The sequence below is a fragment of the Leeuwenhoekiella sp. A2 genome, assembly GCF_047946655.1.
GTDB lineage: Bacteria > Bacteroidota > Bacteroidia > Flavobacteriales > Flavobacteriaceae > Leeuwenhoekiella.
On record NZ_CP172311.1, the window covers coordinates 1,592,452 to 1,608,595 of the forward strand.

Sequence of the window (16,144 nt, forward strand, 5' to 3'; positions counted from 1 at the left end):
GATAGAAAATTGATATTTAGAAAATCACAGCTTATTGCTCTTCATTTAGTTTTTTAATAAGATCTGCCTCATCTTGTCTGTAAGGAGTTCCGTCTTTTCTAAAGACATCATGAAACCACTCTATAGGTTCTCCATTTTTAATAGGCGTATCCCAGGCATAGATCGTATTGGTTTTCCCGTTTACTAACCCCCAATTGATCGCTCCTATATTTTCCTTTTTAAGCATGGGCAAAATATTAGAAAAACGACTATCTCTGGTTCTGGCCATATATTCTGTACAAATCATAGGTCTCCCATGTGATTGCAGCAATTCTATAACTCTTTTATGCCACTCTGGACCTTCATAATCGTGATACGTAATAATGTCTGAATTTAATGCCTGAAATGCGTTTAGGTCTTTTAAATCCCAGGCCCAAAGTCCGGCAGAAATGGGTTGAGAAGGACCTGCTTCTCTAGCCCAGGCAAAAACTTTTTTAAGCAAAGGCAAACTCTCATTGCGCTTGTTATTATTACCCGGTTCATTATACAGATCCCAAAGCAATATGCGGTCATCATTTGCAAAAGTTTTGATGATATCTTTTACATAAACACCCAGTTCATCAAAATTAGCTTCATCCTTAGAAGCCGGGTAACCCGGGTCCTGCATCCAGCCAGAATTGTGAGTTCCCGGTTTAGGTGCGCGCTGTTTACCTATTTTAGGATTAGCATCCCAAACATCATCAAAAATCACAAAAATCGTCGAAATACCGTGAGAATTGGCAATTTCGAGATACTTATCCATCCGCGCTTTAAAACCTTCTTTATCGGCTTTGTAAGCCAGACTATGCAAATAAACACGCATCGTGTTAAAACCTATTCCTTCTGCATACCCTAATTCCCGATCTATGGTTTCAGGATCAAAAGTATCCTCCTGCCACATCTCAAGTTGGTTAATTGCTGTACTTGGGATGAAATTTGCGCCGCTAATCCAATCGTGTTTTGCGTACCATTGTTCTGCTTTTTCTGTGCTCCATTTTTCCTGAGCTGTTAAGCCTGAAAACGCTAATAATAATATTAAAGCTGTAAATAATGTTCTTCTCATGGTGTTATCTTTAGTTTTCTGAAGGTATTTCTAATTCTTTTTTTTCTGAAACAGGAACTCCCAGATCGGGAGTTCCATCTTTATTCCATTTGATTTTTTGCATTCTGGGCGATCGTTTTCCACCACACCCATCACCGGGATTAGAGTTTGCATGATATAGAATCCAATCTTCTTTACCGTCTGGAGATTTAAAGAAAGAATTATGTCCGGGTGCATAAACTGAATTTTCTTCAGACTTTTTAAAAACTGGTACAGAATGCTTTTCCCAGTTTGCGGGATCTAAAATATCATTTCCCTTAAATTGTAATAATCCTAGTGAATAATAATCTGTCCAGCAACCATTAGCAGAAAAGACAATAAATATTTTACCTTCATGCTCTAAATATTGAGGCCCTTCATTCACATTTACATGAGGTGGATTATTAGCATCATCAAGATCACCCTGTTTTTCCCAAATATATGTTGGTTCAGAAATTAATACTCTATTAGTATCAAGAGTCCAGGGATTTTTCATTTTAGCTATGTAAATATTCTGCTGCCCATTTGTGTCTCCTTCCCAACCTGACCAGATCATGTAAAGCTTGTTTTTATATTCAAACACATTACCATCAATTGCCCATCGATCTGGTTTTGCCGCTATTTTACCTTTAAACTCCCATTCTCCTGCAAAGGGATCTTCAGAATCATTTTCTAACACATACATTCTGTGATTATTATTATCACCATCATCTGCTGCAAAATAGACATACCATTTGTTGTCTATTATATGAAACTCTGGCGCCCAGATATCTCTTGAATACTGGGTATTTTCTGGTGGTGTCCAGATAGTTTTACTTTCGGCATCTGCGAGATTTACGAGATTCTTTGTTTTCCATAAAACAAGTTTATTTTGCAGCGTATTAGTATAGTAATAGTAGCCTTTATGGTATGTGCTGTAAGGATCTGCACCAGATGGCAAAAGAGGATTTGTAAATGTGCCTGACTGACTAAACGCAGATAGGGAAATCAAAAATAAAAGGACATATTTACACTTAAATTTAATCTTCATAGGTTCACTTACTTTTTTGTGAATTTTCTTCATCGATTCCAAATTTATTTACAAGCGCATTATATTCATCCATTGATATACTTATCATACAACCATGCCTTACATTTTCAGGCAAACTGTACTTATCCCAATCACTAAAAAAAGTATAGCCCGATGCCTGATACCATGGCCCGTTTAAATTATCTGAAATAGAAAGACCGTAAGAAACTCCCGGATATTGCTCATAATACATATACCAAATCTTTCCATTAGGCGAAGAAATTAATGTAGGCGCCTCTCTAAAATTTGGGCTAATGGGTTCCTGCGGAAGAGAATATGGTCCTAATAAAGAACCTGATCGCGCAATACGAATAGTTTTCCCCGTAGGCCAGTATAAAGTGGGATACGTTTCATCTTTAAGAATAGCATAATAAGTATCATCAACTTTTCTAATTGAAACATCTATTGTCCCAAAATCCCAGTCAAACAGTCGCTGTGGCGGACCATCAAAATTTTTAAGATCTTTTGAAAGTACATATAAAGTACGCTGGCTTGCCCAATATCTCTCAGGATCTTCCTTAGTTCCCTCCTCGTGTGGCGTATGCCAGGTCATTATAAATTGTGCTGACGCCTTATCATAAAAAAGTTTAGGAGCGCCTATTCGCTGAAGGGCTTCAGAATATCCAGGTGTGGCCTTAAGGTCTGGAGTATAAACCGAATGCTTTTTCCATGTTATAAGATCTGCAGAAACCCAAATATTGATATCTGGTGAAGAATCACTTGTGTTGCCGGCGATATAATAATTACCCGCCGGACCTTTTACGATATCAGGATGACCCTGATAATCTTGAAATACACGCTTGCCTTCATTCAATTTATTCCAGTGCAAACCATCTGTGCTCACAGAATAATACAAACGACCGTAATCATCATGCGTCATATGGGCAAAAAGATAAGCCTCTTTTGTAGCTTGTTCACCAACTTTAATTTGCCCCGGCGGATCTGGCTGTTGAGCAATCACATTACCCGCAAAAAGAAAAAACAAGATCAAATTAAAGAGAAATAACTGCCTTTTTATACCGAAAATCGCCTTTTTAACCTCAAAAATCAGCATACTATTTCACGTTTACTTCAGAAGTTAGCTTGCTTATTAACTGGGTTTCTTCTTTCTTATAAGGCTCACCATTTTTTCTAAATACTTCATGAAACCAAACTTCGGGTTCTGCTGTATATGTTTTCGTCCAGCTATCCCAGGGATATTTAGTCTGTGTTTTACCATCTACAAATCCCCAGTTAAACATCCCAACGTTATGTTTTTTGGCAACCGGCAGAAAACCTTCAAAAGTGCTGCCATTAGGTCTTGCCATATATTCTGTACAAAGTATTGGTTTCCCGTAACGCTGAAGCTCTTTTATATTCTTTTCAAAATCATCTGGCGTATTGTAATTATGAAAGGTAATAATATCAGATTGTTCAATTTGCATTTTATGCATTGGCTTCATATTTTCAGGATCGCTCCAATCACCGGTCCAAACTCCCGATGTCAAAGGCTGATCAGGATTGACAGATCTTGCCCAGCCAAACGCATTTTTGAGCAAAGGCATTACTAATTCGGCCTTATTTGCAATTTCTACATCCTCATACGAAGGTCCCGTCATATTATCCGGTTCATTCCAGATATCCCAACCTAAAATACGCTTGTCATTTTTAAACTCTCCAACGGTTTCTTTTACATATTTTTCGAGTCGGTCATATTGAGAACTATCTTTTAATACTTCCTGCCCGGGGCTTTGTACCCAACCAGAATTATGAACATGTGGCTTAGGATCTCTCTGTACGCCTGCTTGTGGAAACGGATCCCAACAAGAATCAAAAAGAACAAAAAGCGTTTTTATACCATGATTATCGGCTATTTCAAGGTATTTATCCATTCTCTTATATAAACCGGGGGCATCGTTTTTATGTAATAGATCGTGAAGATAAACTCGCATTGTATTCATCCCAATATCTTCTGCCCATGCCAATTCTTTTTCAATAGTGATCGTGTCAAAGGTTGCTTCCTGCCACATTTCTAATTGATTAATCGCCGTACTTGGGTTAAAATTAGAACCTACAAGCCAGGGCTGCTCCTTGTACCATTCATTCGCTTTTTCTTTTGTCCATATATCTCTGCTTTCCATAGCTTCAGCTTCAGAAGCTGTTGCAAGATTTTTAGTCTGTTCTTCTCCATCTTTGCATGATAGTATGGTCATTAAACACAGAAAGGTTAAGCAAAGTGTAATTTTTCTCATTTTCATTAATTTTTAGATAAAATATCCCTGAAGCAACTAATTCAAAAATGCTTCAGGGATTAGGTAATTAATATTCTGCGTGTTGTGACAGGTTTGGGTTATTTTCAACTTCTACCTGCGGTATAGGCAATCTTTGATTTTTTCCCACCTTAAAGTTTTTAAAATCGGGGTCTCTTTCTGCTATTTCATCTACAGCCGCCTGAGAATCTAAGTCGCCCCAGCGTTTAAGATCTGCCCATCGCACATTCTCACCAGCCAGCTCCAGAACTCTTTCTATTTTTAATCTATTTAGAAATAAATCAGGATTATTTCCTATTTCTGGATGCGCCTGAGCAAGTGGTGCCATATTAGAGCGTGCTCTTACCATGTCAACATATTGATAGGCTTGTGTGGTCATACCCAATTCATTTAAGACTTCAGCATAGCGCAATAAAATATCTGCATAACGTATTAATCTGTAGTTAACCTGAGAATAATAATCTTCATTATCTCTGTAATAATCTCTTGCTCCTTTTCTAAACCAGGCTTCATCTGCTCCCCACTCCCAGTCTCTGCCATAGGTTTTATCACCAAAATCTTCAAAAAGCCCAGGATAGAAAAGAGTATGCTCAAGTCTGGGATCAAGATTTCCATCAACAGTTTTCTCTTGTTTAAAAGCATCTACAAGCCAAAATCTCGCCTGACCATCAGACCAGCCTATACCTCTGGGAGCAAAAAACTGAGCTCTTGTTGAAGAAACCGATGCATCTGCACCCTCGTCTGTACCCCCTCTTCTTTGATCACCAAATTGAATCTCAAATACAGATTCTGAATTATTCTCATTTAGGTCTGTAAAATTGTCTTTAAAATTAGCCACAAGACTATATGTTGCACCTTCTCCTATTACTAGAAAATCTAAAGCGGTTTTTGCCTGATCCCATTTATGCTGTTGCATGTAGATCTTAGCAAGCATAGCTTTTGCTGCCCCTTTGGTTGGTCTTCCGGTTTGTGTGGCATCCCAAGCTAATGGAAGATCTGCAAAAGCATCATTTAAATCTGCTTCTGCCTGTGCAAGAACTTCTTCTTCTGAAACCTGTTGAGGAAGATCATCTGGTTTTGAAGGTTCTAAGACTAATGGGATATCTTCCCACAACAGAGCCGCATAATAATAACTGAAAGCGCGTAAAAATTTAGCTTCAGCTATAATCTGCTTTTTTCTGGTCTGGTCTGTAAATTCAATATTTGGCACATTAGCCAGCACCTGATTTGCTCTAAAGATAGATTTGTAAGTGTCTCGCCATGTTACTGCATTTCCTTCCCAGAAATTATAGTTTATATAATTAAATCGGGTCCAGTCTGCAAGTTCTACCCATGGGCTTTGACTAAAGCCTTCGTCAGAGGTAAGATCAAGTCTAAAATTCATCCATCGTGCCCACAGACCATCTTTGTAAAACATGGCATAGATTGAGTTTACACCCAATTCTGCATCGTTAGGCGTGGCCCAAAACTGATCTGTAGTTAAGGCATTGGGGTTTGTAAGGTCAAGTTCATCTTCCTGGCAAGAAACCAGCATATAAAGAGAACATAGAACGGTTGTTATAAATACTATTTTCTTCATCTTGATTATAATTTTTTTAGAAACCAAATTCTACTCCTAATGAATAGGTTTGAACATTAGGGAATGATCCTAGATCTACTCCTCTTTGAAATATGTTATTATTACTGAATTCTGGATCAAGACCCTGATAATCTGTAATTGTAATTATATTTTGCGCAGAGAGACTTATTCTGGCTTTTGTAAAACCTACCTTTTCCAGAGTAGCAGCCGGAATATTGTAACCTATCCCTATGTATTTAAGCTTAGCAAAACTGCCGTCTTCAAGCCAGCGGTCACTATCTGCTCGTGAGTTCAACGTTGTCCCTTTTACTACTCTTGGGAAATCTGTATTTGGATTTTCTGGTGTCCAGGGCTGAATGCCTGCTCTGTAGTTACTATCATCATCAAACCGATCTACAATACTGCGAAAGCCATTATAAACGGTGGCTCCAAAGGAACCAATCCAGTTCATAGAAAAATCAAAATCTTTGTATTGAAAACCTAAATTAAGACCCATTTCAAAATCTGGCCATGGACTGCCTACAACTTCTTTGTCTTCATTTGTGATCTGGCCATCGTCATTAATATCCTTAAATCGTATGTCTCCCGGCACAGCACCGGGCATAATCAATTCCCCCGTAGAATTAGTATAACTATCTATATCAGTTTGGTTTTGAAATAATCCGTCAGTTTGTAGCACATACCACATCCCTACAGGACCGCCAGCTCTTGTAATCGTATTACCCTGTATGCTTTCATTAAGACCATTCCCTAAAGAAACAAGCTCATTATCTAAAGATGTGAAGTTTACAGAAGCATTAAAGCTGAAGTCTTTATTAATTGATTGATTGTAAGCTAAATTAAATTCAAAACCTCTGTTTTCTACGGTTGCGGCATTTGCAATAGGATTGCCACCATCATTTCCTGTAGAAAGCAAGATTGGGAAACCGAATAAAACATCTTCAGTTCTTGCTACAAAATAATCTGCAGTGAATTGTAGTTTATTATTAAACATGGCAAGGTCAACACCAAAGTTGGTTTGCTTTAATGTTTCCCATCGCAATTCTGAATTTGCAAGTCTCACTTGCGTTGCAGAAGGATAAACAGTCTGGCCGTCACCTAAAACGATAGCGCCAAAGGTGTTTATAAAGCCCTGATATTCGTAGTTTCCTATATTCCCGCTACCCAGCTCACCATAACTTACTCTAAGTTTAAGGTCACTTATCTGCTCAACATTAAAGAAAGATTCATTACTTAATCTCCAACCTACTGAAACAGATGGGAAACTAGACCATTTATTTGCATCGCTAAATCTTGAAGAGCCATCTCTTCGTACCACTGCATTTAATAAATAACGATCGTCAAAATTATATTCTAATCTCCCCAGGTAAGACAATAATGTGGCTTCATTGCGAAAACCTCCTACCTGTGCTTGATTTCCTAAATCAAGCACATCAAAATAATCCCCGGTATTGGGATTAATCAATAGATTGCGCTTTGTACCATTTATTTGCTCGTAAGAATCTTTTTGATAAGTAGTTCCTACTAAAACCGTTAGCGAATGTTTACCCAGATCTTTATTAAAGGTAAGGGTGTTTTCTAGAAGCTGAGTTTGAGACTGTGCTTTGTTTTGATTGGTAAAAGACGGCTCAAAAGGTTGATTAAGTGTCCAGCTGCCCTCTTTTCTTAAATAATTGTAACTATCAAAACTAGATTCATAACCAAAATTTATACGATATTTTAAAAATGGAAACGGATCTATTTCTGCCCAGACATTTCCTCTTATTCTAAAATTTTCTACATTTTGATTAATAAGATTTGCGATGGCTACAGGATTTGCAGCAAAGGTGTTTGCCACTCCAGATTTACCATAGCCATAACCACCAGGGTTAGCGTCATCATAAACCGGGATTGTAGGTAATAATCGTACAACATCGATAAAAGGGTTTCCTCTTAAATCTTCTGGCGCCCCTATTTGATTTGTCTTAGAGTTTGAAAATGCAAGATTTTCACCTATACTAAAAACTCCTTTTTTACCACTAGAGTTTACACGAAATGAAATTCTGTCAAAGTCTGTTGAGATAACAGTCCCTTTATTGCCGAAATAATTACCAGACATAAAGTAAGAAGAGTTTTCTCCACCACCAGAAAAACTAACATTTTGATCTTGAATTAATCCTGTTCTAAATACTTCCTTCTGCCAGTCTGTATTAACGCTTAGATCTAGATCCTGTCGAGCTATTCCTGCGTTGTCATAAGCCATATTATTAAGCCTTACAAACTCTTCCTGCCCCGCAAGATCATATCTGGGAACATCTGTAAAACTGATTTTTGAGCTGATATTTATCTTCAAAGGGCCGTTTTTACCCTTTTTTGTGGTGATAATTACAACACCATTTGCAGCTCTGGAACCATAAATTGCTGCTGCTGCTGCATCCTTTAGAATCTGAATTGATTCTATATCATTAGGATTAAAATCTCTGTTTGCGGTAGTAACTAAGCCATCAATGACATAAAGGGGATTAGCATTCTGCAAATTTTTGAGTCCGCGTATTTCTATTCTTGCCTCTTGTCCCGGTTGGCCGCCACCTCGCACAGTAACACCAGATGCAAGACCCTGCAAGCTTTCTGCAACAGTTGTTGTCTGCCGTTTTTGAATCTGATCTGAGTTTACAATAGAAATGGCACTTGTCAAATCCTTCTTTTGTTGCGTACCATACCCCACTACAACGATTTCGTCTAAGGTCGCAATGTCTTCCTTTAATTGCACATTAACCACAGGTTTATCGCCTACTATAATTTCTGTTGTTGCATACCCAATATAACTGAATACCAAAGTATCTGTACTCTTAACAGCAATAGAAAAATTACCGTCAATATCTGCAGATGTACCTTGGTTAGTTCCCTTTACAACCACATTAACAAAAGGTATAGGTTCTCCATCTGGTGTTGTAATTCTTCCTGTTACCTCTGTTGTGCTTTGAGCAAATATGCCCTGTGTACAAAAAACCAGTAAAATCAAGAGGAATTTAAACATAGAATTAAAATGTAAAATTGTTCTCATAGAATTTCATTTAGAAATTTTTTAGTTCGAATTATTTGAATCAAATTGAGGAATGAAAAGAGATTTGTCTTTCGTTTTAAGATCTATTCGAAGACTATTTTTCATTGCCTAATTATTAATCACACAATATTTAACAGCCATTCTTATTAAAAGCGAAATGAATAAATAAAAAAATTGTCAAATATTTGTTTTTCAAAGTAGGGCAATTTAATTCTGAATATTTGAAGAAGGTGTTTCAATTTTTCATCTAAAATGGTCAATCTGTTAATTTTAAGCTATAAAATGTTAATTTGACCGAATAGGTAGAAACTTGAAACGATTGGTTTAGTGTCATTATTTATTTATTGACTTGATTTGTAGAGACATGAAATGGTTACTTTTCTTAATCGCATTTACTTCAACCCTCTTTAAAACAGAAGCTCAAACGTATGCCTTTAAGCATTTACGGGTAGAAGATGGTCTTTCTCATAATTCTGTCATTAGCATGCTTCAGGATGATCGGGGCTTTTTATGGTTTGGCACAAAGGATGGTCTAAACAGATATGATGGTTATAATTTTAAACTCTTTCAGCATAATAATGAAGACGATAAAAGTATAGGCAGTAATTTCATAAGATGTCTTAGTGAGTTCAATGGTTATTTATGGGTGGGCACAGATACAGGCCTATTTAAATATGATGAGAAAAATGAAACGTTTGCTCTGGTCGAGAGTACAAAGAATAAACCAATACTCGATATTAAAGGAGATAGTGATGGTAATCTCTGGTTTATAGCTTCCGGCAGCCTTCACAAATTAGCATTGAATAAGGGGCAGTCTCAGGAAGTTATTTTTACTCAGTTTTACTCATCTTTTCTCACAACAAATGATGCAGGAGATGTATTTGTCGCGTCTTCTGATGAGTTTTTTAAATATGTCAATGGGAGTGATTCTTTTCAAAAAATTAATCTTCATTATAAAACGCCTAATGATGAAAGAATAATTATTACCACCATTGCGGCGCAGGGAAAGGATTCTATTTATATTGGTACAAAAAACAACGGGGCTCTTATTTATAACAGACTTACTAAACAACTTACATCGCTGTTAGATATAAATGAAAATCCCCTTTTCATAAGAGATTTTCTAAAAATAAATGAGGATGAACTTTGGGTAGCCAGTGAGTCGGGAATATTTATCTACAGTTTTAAAGATCGCACCTATAAAAATTTCAAAAAGAATTATAACAATCCATATTCTCTCTCAGACAATGCCATTTACTCGCTAGTTTTAGACGAGGAAGGCGGCATATGGATAGGCACCTATTTTGGCGGAGTAAACTATTATCCCAAACAGTATACTCCCATAAAACGATACTTTCCCAGAGTGGGCGAAAATTCAATTAGTGGCAACGCTATACGTGAAATTAAAAAGGATGATTTTGATAATCTTTGGATTGGTACTGAAGATGCAGGCTTAAATAAACTTGACCTTAAAACAGGTGAATTTAAAAATTATCCTTCTGTAAGCAATAGAGGGAATTTATCACATTACAATATTCACGGATTATTACCTCGTGGTAATAAATTATGGATTGGGACTTTTGAGCATGGCCTTGATATTATGGATATCAAAACAGGTGTGATAACAGACCATTTTGGAACCGGCGAAAATGAAGGCGGCCTGCGCAGTGATTTTATTCTTTACATCTATGAAACTAAAAATAATGATGTATACATTTTAACCTCATCAGGAATACATAAATATTTACCTGATAGTAACACTTTTAAAGTTGTTCAAGAATTTCCTGAAAATTATCATTATACCTATTTAATCGAAGACCATAATGGTATTCTGTGGGCTGGAACTTACTGGGATGGTTTGTTCTATTTCAATCCACAAACGCAGCAACAAGGTTTCTTTAGATACGATAGAAGTGACAAATCAAGTATTAGCTCAAATGTCATCAATGGTATTTTTGAAGATTCTGAAAATAATTTATGGATTACCACAGAAAATGGATTGAATCTGTACAGTCCTAAAGAAAAGAATTTTAAGCGGTATACTAAAGAAAATGGGTTTCCCAGCAATGTGACTTATTCAATTTTAGAAGACCATAAAAATGATTTGTGGATTAGCACCTCTAGTGGATTAGTAGAATTTAATCCTCAAACTGATACAATAAAAACATATACTAAATCTAATGGTCTGCTAAGTGATCAATTTAATTACAGTTCTGCTCTTAAAGACAAGAATGGCGAAATGTATTTTGGAAGCGTAAACGGTCTAATAAGTTTCAATCCAAAAGAATTTATACAGAACACCTATCACCCTCCTATTTTCATAACAGATATTAAAATCAACAATGAAGATGTGCCTGTAGGCGCAAAACAATCGCCACTTGAGAAGTCAATTATTTTTACAAAAAACATTACACTTACCAACAAACAATCAACCTTTCATCTAGAATTTTCTTCTTTGAGTTATACCGCTCCAGAAATGACGAAGTACTGGTACAAACTTGAAGGAAGCAGTGATAATTGGCTCGCTTTAGAAAAAAATCATGAGGTAAGTTTTACAGAATTACCAGCCGGTGATTATACGTTTAAGGTAAAAGCTTTAAACAGTCATGGTGTGTGGAGTAATGAAAATAGCAGCCTAAATATAGAAGTATTACCGCCTTTTCTTGCTAGTAATACTGCTTATGGAATTTATACCTCTATAATTATTCTTGCTTTATTTCTGTTGCTACAATATTATCACCGCTACAATAAAGAGAAGAATGACAGAAAAATTAAACAACTTGAGAATGAAAAAGAGAAAGAAATTTATCAGGCAAAAATAGAATTCTTCACAAACATTGCTCATGAAATAAGAACCCCACTTACCCTTATAAAAAGCCCTTTAGAAAAACTGCTTAAAAAGGCCTATAAATCGCCCGAAATACCCAAAAACCTCGGGATTATGGATAAAAATACCGCCAGACTTCTCAATTTAGTTAATGAATTACTAGATTTTAGAAAAACTGAAATGAAGCATGTTAAACTCAGCTTTGTAGAAGTAAATATTAGTGAACTTTTAGAAGAAACGTATTTACGCTTTAGCGAACTAATTCAGGATAAAAATTTAAAGTTTGATTTAGTAAAACCAAAAGAAAATATTCTTGCTTTTGTAGATGAAGAAGCCATTCGCAAAATATTAAGTAATCTTTTCAGCAACGCAATAAAATATTCTAATTCCAGAGTTCAGGTTCTTATCGCAGAAGAGGAAACAGAATTTAGAATAACCATTAAAAATGATGGCCATATAATTCCTTTACATTTAAAAAACAGAATTTTTGAACCTTTTTTCCGTATTTCTGGAGAGTCTGAAAAATCGAGTACCGGCTTAGGATTGTCTCTTGCTTATTCTCTCACAGAATTACATAATGGTAAACTTTACATTGATGAAAATGAAAAATCAGTAAACACCTTCATCCTGAGAATACCTCTTCATCAAAAAGATGAATTTAAAAATTTTAAGAGTCCCACTCTCCACTTAACAGAGGGGGTAGAAAAACAGGTAGCGGAATTTCAAAAACAAGCTCCTATTATTCTTGTTGCCGAAGATAATGCAGAATTAGCTTCTTTCATTCAAACTGAATTATCAGAGCATTATAACGTTCTTCTTACTAAAAATGGACAGGAAGCCTGGGCAATGATTTCAGATTATGATGTGCAGCTGGTTATAAGTGACATTAGAATGCCTATAAAAACCGGAATAGAATTATGTAAGCAAATTAAAGAAAATGTTGACACAAGCCATATACCTGTAATTCTTCTAACGGCAAAAGACACATTAAATGCAAAAATAGAAGGTCTTGAATCTGGAGCAGACGCTTATATAAGTAAACCTTTCTCGATGGATCATCTTCAGGTTCAAATTTCTAATCTTATAGAAAACAGAAAAACAATCGTAGGCCATTATACAAGCTCCCCGCTTGCCCATTTAAAATCTGTTACCCTTTCTAATACTGATAAAAATTTTCTATCAAAGCTCGATAAAATAATAGATGAAAACCTTAAAGACCCAGATCTTAATGTCGATTCTCTGGCAACATATATGAATATGAGTCGCTCAACTTTATACCGAAAAATTAAAGAAATATCAGATATGTCGCCAAACCAGTTAATCAACATTAGCCGACTTAAAAAAGCTGCGCATCTTCTCAAAACAACCGATCTAAAAATTTATGAAATCTCAGAGAGTGTAGGTTTTCGCTCTCAGACAAGTTTTGGTAGGAGTTTTCAAAAACAATTCAACATGACTCCCAGTCAATATTTAATTCTAGAATAAAAATTTGACCTATTGAATAAAAAAAGCCTTCCGAAATATCGAAAGGCTTTATGATACTCTGTGGTCCCACCTGAACCCCCAACTATTTAGTGCTATTTTATCCGATTTTATGGTATTTACTGGGATTATCCCTTATTAATAGTGCGTTTTACCTCTTACCTAACTTAACCTTTAGAAACCCGAATTAAATTTATTCCGCCCCTCTCTACGCCCCTATGATATTTTAAAATATATTTGGGGTATGGGAAAAGCAAAATTCAAACTCAAAGAACCAAACTCTAAAACAGAGACTTTAATTTATTTAAATTTCTATTACAATTATAAGAGGTTTAAATATTCTACAGGCGAGAAAATTAATCCGCGGTTTTGGAATGATACTTTTCAAAGAGTAAAAGAAACGAAGCAGTTTCCTGAATATCCTGAATTTAACGCCAGATTAGATAAATTTCAAAATGGTATTAATAACGCTTATCGCAGAATATTAAATGACGGTGTTCAGCCAAATAATGCAATTCTTAAGAAAGAACTAGAAGCGGAATTATCTGATAATATTATAAAGCAAAATAAATTAAGCTTATTTGAATTTATTGAAAAATTCATTGAAGAAAGCAAATTGGTTAAAAAAGAGGGTACAGTCAAAGTTTACAAAACTTCATTTAAGTATTTACAAAAATTTGCTTCTCATTTAAGAACAGGTATCGACTTTGAAAGTATCACATTAGATTTTTACAATCAATACATTCACTATTTAAGCACTAAACATAATCTTTCTGCTAATACGGTAGGAAAACATATAAAAACGCTTAAAACGTTTATGAGCGAAGCTACAGAACGTGGATTAAATGAAAACTATGAGTTTAAAAAGAATAAGTTTAAAACTTTAAGGGAAGAAGCTGATACTGTTTATTTGAGTGTGGAGGAATTGAATAAAATTGAAAAACTGGATTTAACAGCTTTGCCACGATTGGAACGTGTGAAAGATTTATTTTTAGTAGGATGCTATACAGGTTTACGGTTTTCTGACTTCACACAGATAAATCCTGAAAACATAATTGACAGTAAATCCTTGATGCAAGTAAGAACTCAAAAAACAGGAGAACGTGTATTTATTCCTTTACATAGAGTCGTAAAAAACATTTTGAAAAAATACGATAATAAGCTTCCTAAAGCATTTACAAATCAAGTAATGAACAGGTACATAAAAGAGGTCTGTTCTATTGCAGGAATAAAAGAGGAATTAGAAACAACAATCACTAAGGGGGGTAAACTGATTAAAACCCCAGAAAAGAAATTCAATTTAATTTCTACCCATACGGCAAGAAGAAGTTTTGCAACTAATTTATATTTGGCTGATGTTCCCTCCATTTCAATAATGAAAATCACTGGGCATAAATCAGAAAAATCGTTTTTAAAATATATTCGGGTTACGCAGGAACAGAACGCAGATAAATTATTAAATCATCCATTCTTTAATTCATGAGATTACATACACTTGAAAAGCTAAAGCAGGATTTTGAAAAGGCTCTAGAAAAAACAACAGCAAAAGAATACCTAATAGAAAATGAATTAAAAGCAATTGAAGGTTTAGCAAATCCTGACAATTTAAAATATCATGCTGGTATTGATATTGACATATTCGGCAACCCAAAACTACAATCAACAGACAGAACGTTCATTTTAAATATCTCTAAGGGTTTAAAACACAATTTTGCTCTTGCATACAAATCCTATTATTCTACTGGTGCTTATACTCCTGTTAGACATGAACAGCAAAGTGATGAATCTTACAATAATGAGATAGTGTTGTCTGAACAGGCTCGCATTTATGTTCAATATCATAAATGGTTAAAACAATTACTTTCTCAACCAAATGAGATAAAGCAAACCACCTCAAAATCAAATCTAACGCATAAAGAAAAAATATTGTCTCTTTACTACATGGGGTTAAGGTTTGATACATATGAAAATACAAAATATGCTAAACTCCTTTCTCTAATTACCGGTGATAGTGAGGAAGCAACACGACAACATCTTTCTAATTTTCATAAAACAGGAAATACAATAAAAAAAGTAAAGACTGAAAAGGGGTTAAAAAAACTACAACAACTCTTTGAAAATCTAGGATTTGAAGAAGAATTGAATTTAGTAAATAAAGATATTAAACAAATCTAGATTGTAGATAGTAGTAACTACTTGACTTACTACAGGGCTTTCCTCGCTCTATCCTTGTGCCATTATTAATCAAATACAATTAAATAATGGCAAATGTAATGCTACACACATTTGAACTATCCGACTTTGAAAAAGTTGTTGAACAAGTTCTCGAAAGAAAATTAAAATCTTTCATCCCTAAAGAGAAAGAAAAACTTACTCTTTTATCCCGAAAAGATACAGCAAAACTACTTTGCATATCGCTGCCTACACTTCATGACTGGACTAAAACAGGCATTGTAAAAGCGCATCGTATTGGCAACAGAATTCTCTACAAACTAGAAGAGGTTAATCAGGCTCTTAACCAGATTCAAACTTCAACAAAGAAAGGGGGTCTATCATGCTAAAGAAAAAAAATGATTATTCAGTTATCGTCTTTTTTGAAAATGGCACAAAGCCAAAAAAATGGACTTATGTACACAAGCTAAATGGGTTTTCCCTTTTTCTTAGGAAAAATCATCCTAATTGGCAATACATGAATGTTTATAACAGGCGCTCAGGTGGTTTCATGCGCAGATTTCAACGCGATAGTTTCATACCACCATTTATCACAGAGTAATTTCTTTTTTTTAACCTTTAAAA

11 protein-coding genes are annotated in these 16,144 nt (G+C 35.3%); 5 read left to right on the forward strand and 6 right to left on the reverse strand.

The features are described 5' to 3' along the window. Positions 1-31: 31 nt before the first annotated feature. The 6 genes from ACH3PA_RS07160 to ACH3PA_RS07185 form a co-directional block, all read right to left on the reverse strand. Entirely contained in the window at positions 32-1,081 is a 1,050-nt protein-coding gene (locus ACH3PA_RS07160) for a cellulase family glycosylhydrolase (protein ID WP_416448484.1), read from the reverse strand. Positions 1,082-1,091: 10 nt separating this feature from the next. Then, positions 1,092-2,162 (reverse strand): family 43 glycosylhydrolase, encoded by a 1,071-nt coding sequence (locus tag ACH3PA_RS07165; RefSeq protein ID WP_416448485.1) that lies wholly within the window; start codon positions 2,160-2,162, stop codon positions 1,092-1,094. Further along, positions 2,134-3,222 carry a glycoside hydrolase family 43 protein gene (locus ACH3PA_RS07170; protein WP_416445755.1) on the reverse strand — a complete coding sequence of 363 codons (1,089 nt, stop codon included), beginning with the start codon at positions 3,220-3,222 and terminating at the stop codon, positions 2,134-2,136. Before ACH3PA_RS07170 ends, ACH3PA_RS07165 begins: the two co-directional genes overlap by 29 nt. Position 3,223: 1 nt before the next feature. After that, positions 3,224-4,399 carry a 1,4-beta-xylanase gene (locus tag ACH3PA_RS07175; RefSeq protein ID WP_416445753.1) on the reverse strand — a complete coding sequence of 392 codons (1,176 nt, stop codon included), beginning with the start codon at positions 4,397-4,399 and terminating at the stop codon, positions 3,224-3,226. Between the two features lie 67 nt (positions 4,400-4,466). Further along, the gene (locus ACH3PA_RS07180) at positions 4,467-5,996 is read right to left on the reverse strand and encodes a RagB/SusD family nutrient uptake outer membrane protein (RefSeq protein ID WP_416445751.1); all 1,530 of its coding nucleotides are present in this window, start codon (positions 5,994-5,996) and stop codon (positions 4,467-4,469) included. Positions 5,997-6,012: 16 nt separating this feature from the next. Beyond that, a complete protein-coding gene (locus ACH3PA_RS07185) occupies positions 6,013-9,039 on the reverse strand; it encodes a SusC/RagA family TonB-linked outer membrane protein (RefSeq protein ID WP_416445749.1) in 3,027 nt (1,008 codons plus the stop codon). Between the two features lie 364 nt (positions 9,040-9,403). Here ACH3PA_RS07185 and ACH3PA_RS07190 point away from each other — a divergent pair, with 364 nt between their 5' ends. The 5 genes from ACH3PA_RS07190 to ACH3PA_RS07210 all read left to right on the forward strand — a co-directional run bounded on the left by ACH3PA_RS07190 (position 9,404) and on the right by ACH3PA_RS07210 (position 16,121). Continuing rightward, positions 9,404-13,351 (forward strand): hybrid sensor histidine kinase/response regulator transcription factor, encoded by a 3,948-nt coding sequence (locus tag ACH3PA_RS07190; RefSeq protein WP_416445747.1) that lies wholly within the window; start codon positions 9,404-9,406, stop codon positions 13,349-13,351. Positions 13,352-13,592: 241 nt separating this feature from the next. Beyond that, positions 13,593-14,831 carry a phage integrase SAM-like domain-containing protein gene (locus ACH3PA_RS07195; protein WP_416448486.1) on the forward strand — a complete coding sequence of 413 codons (1,239 nt, stop codon included), beginning with the start codon at positions 13,593-13,595 and terminating at the stop codon, positions 14,829-14,831. Further along, entirely contained in the window at positions 14,828-15,523 is a 696-nt protein-coding gene (locus ACH3PA_RS07200) for a hypothetical protein (protein ID WP_416448487.1), read from the forward strand. Before ACH3PA_RS07195 ends, ACH3PA_RS07200 begins: the two co-directional genes overlap by 4 nt. Positions 15,524-15,609: 86 nt before the next feature. Then, positions 15,610-15,909 (forward strand): helix-turn-helix domain-containing protein, encoded by a 300-nt coding sequence (locus ACH3PA_RS07205; protein WP_416448488.1) that lies wholly within the window; start codon positions 15,610-15,612, stop codon positions 15,907-15,909. Next, complete coding sequence (locus ACH3PA_RS07210) at positions 15,903-16,121, forward strand: hypothetical protein (protein WP_416448489.1); 219 nt, start codon at positions 15,903-15,905, stop codon at positions 16,119-16,121. The genes ACH3PA_RS07205 and ACH3PA_RS07210 overlap by 7 nt, the downstream gene beginning before the upstream one ends. Positions 16,122-16,144 lie beyond the last annotated feature (23 nt).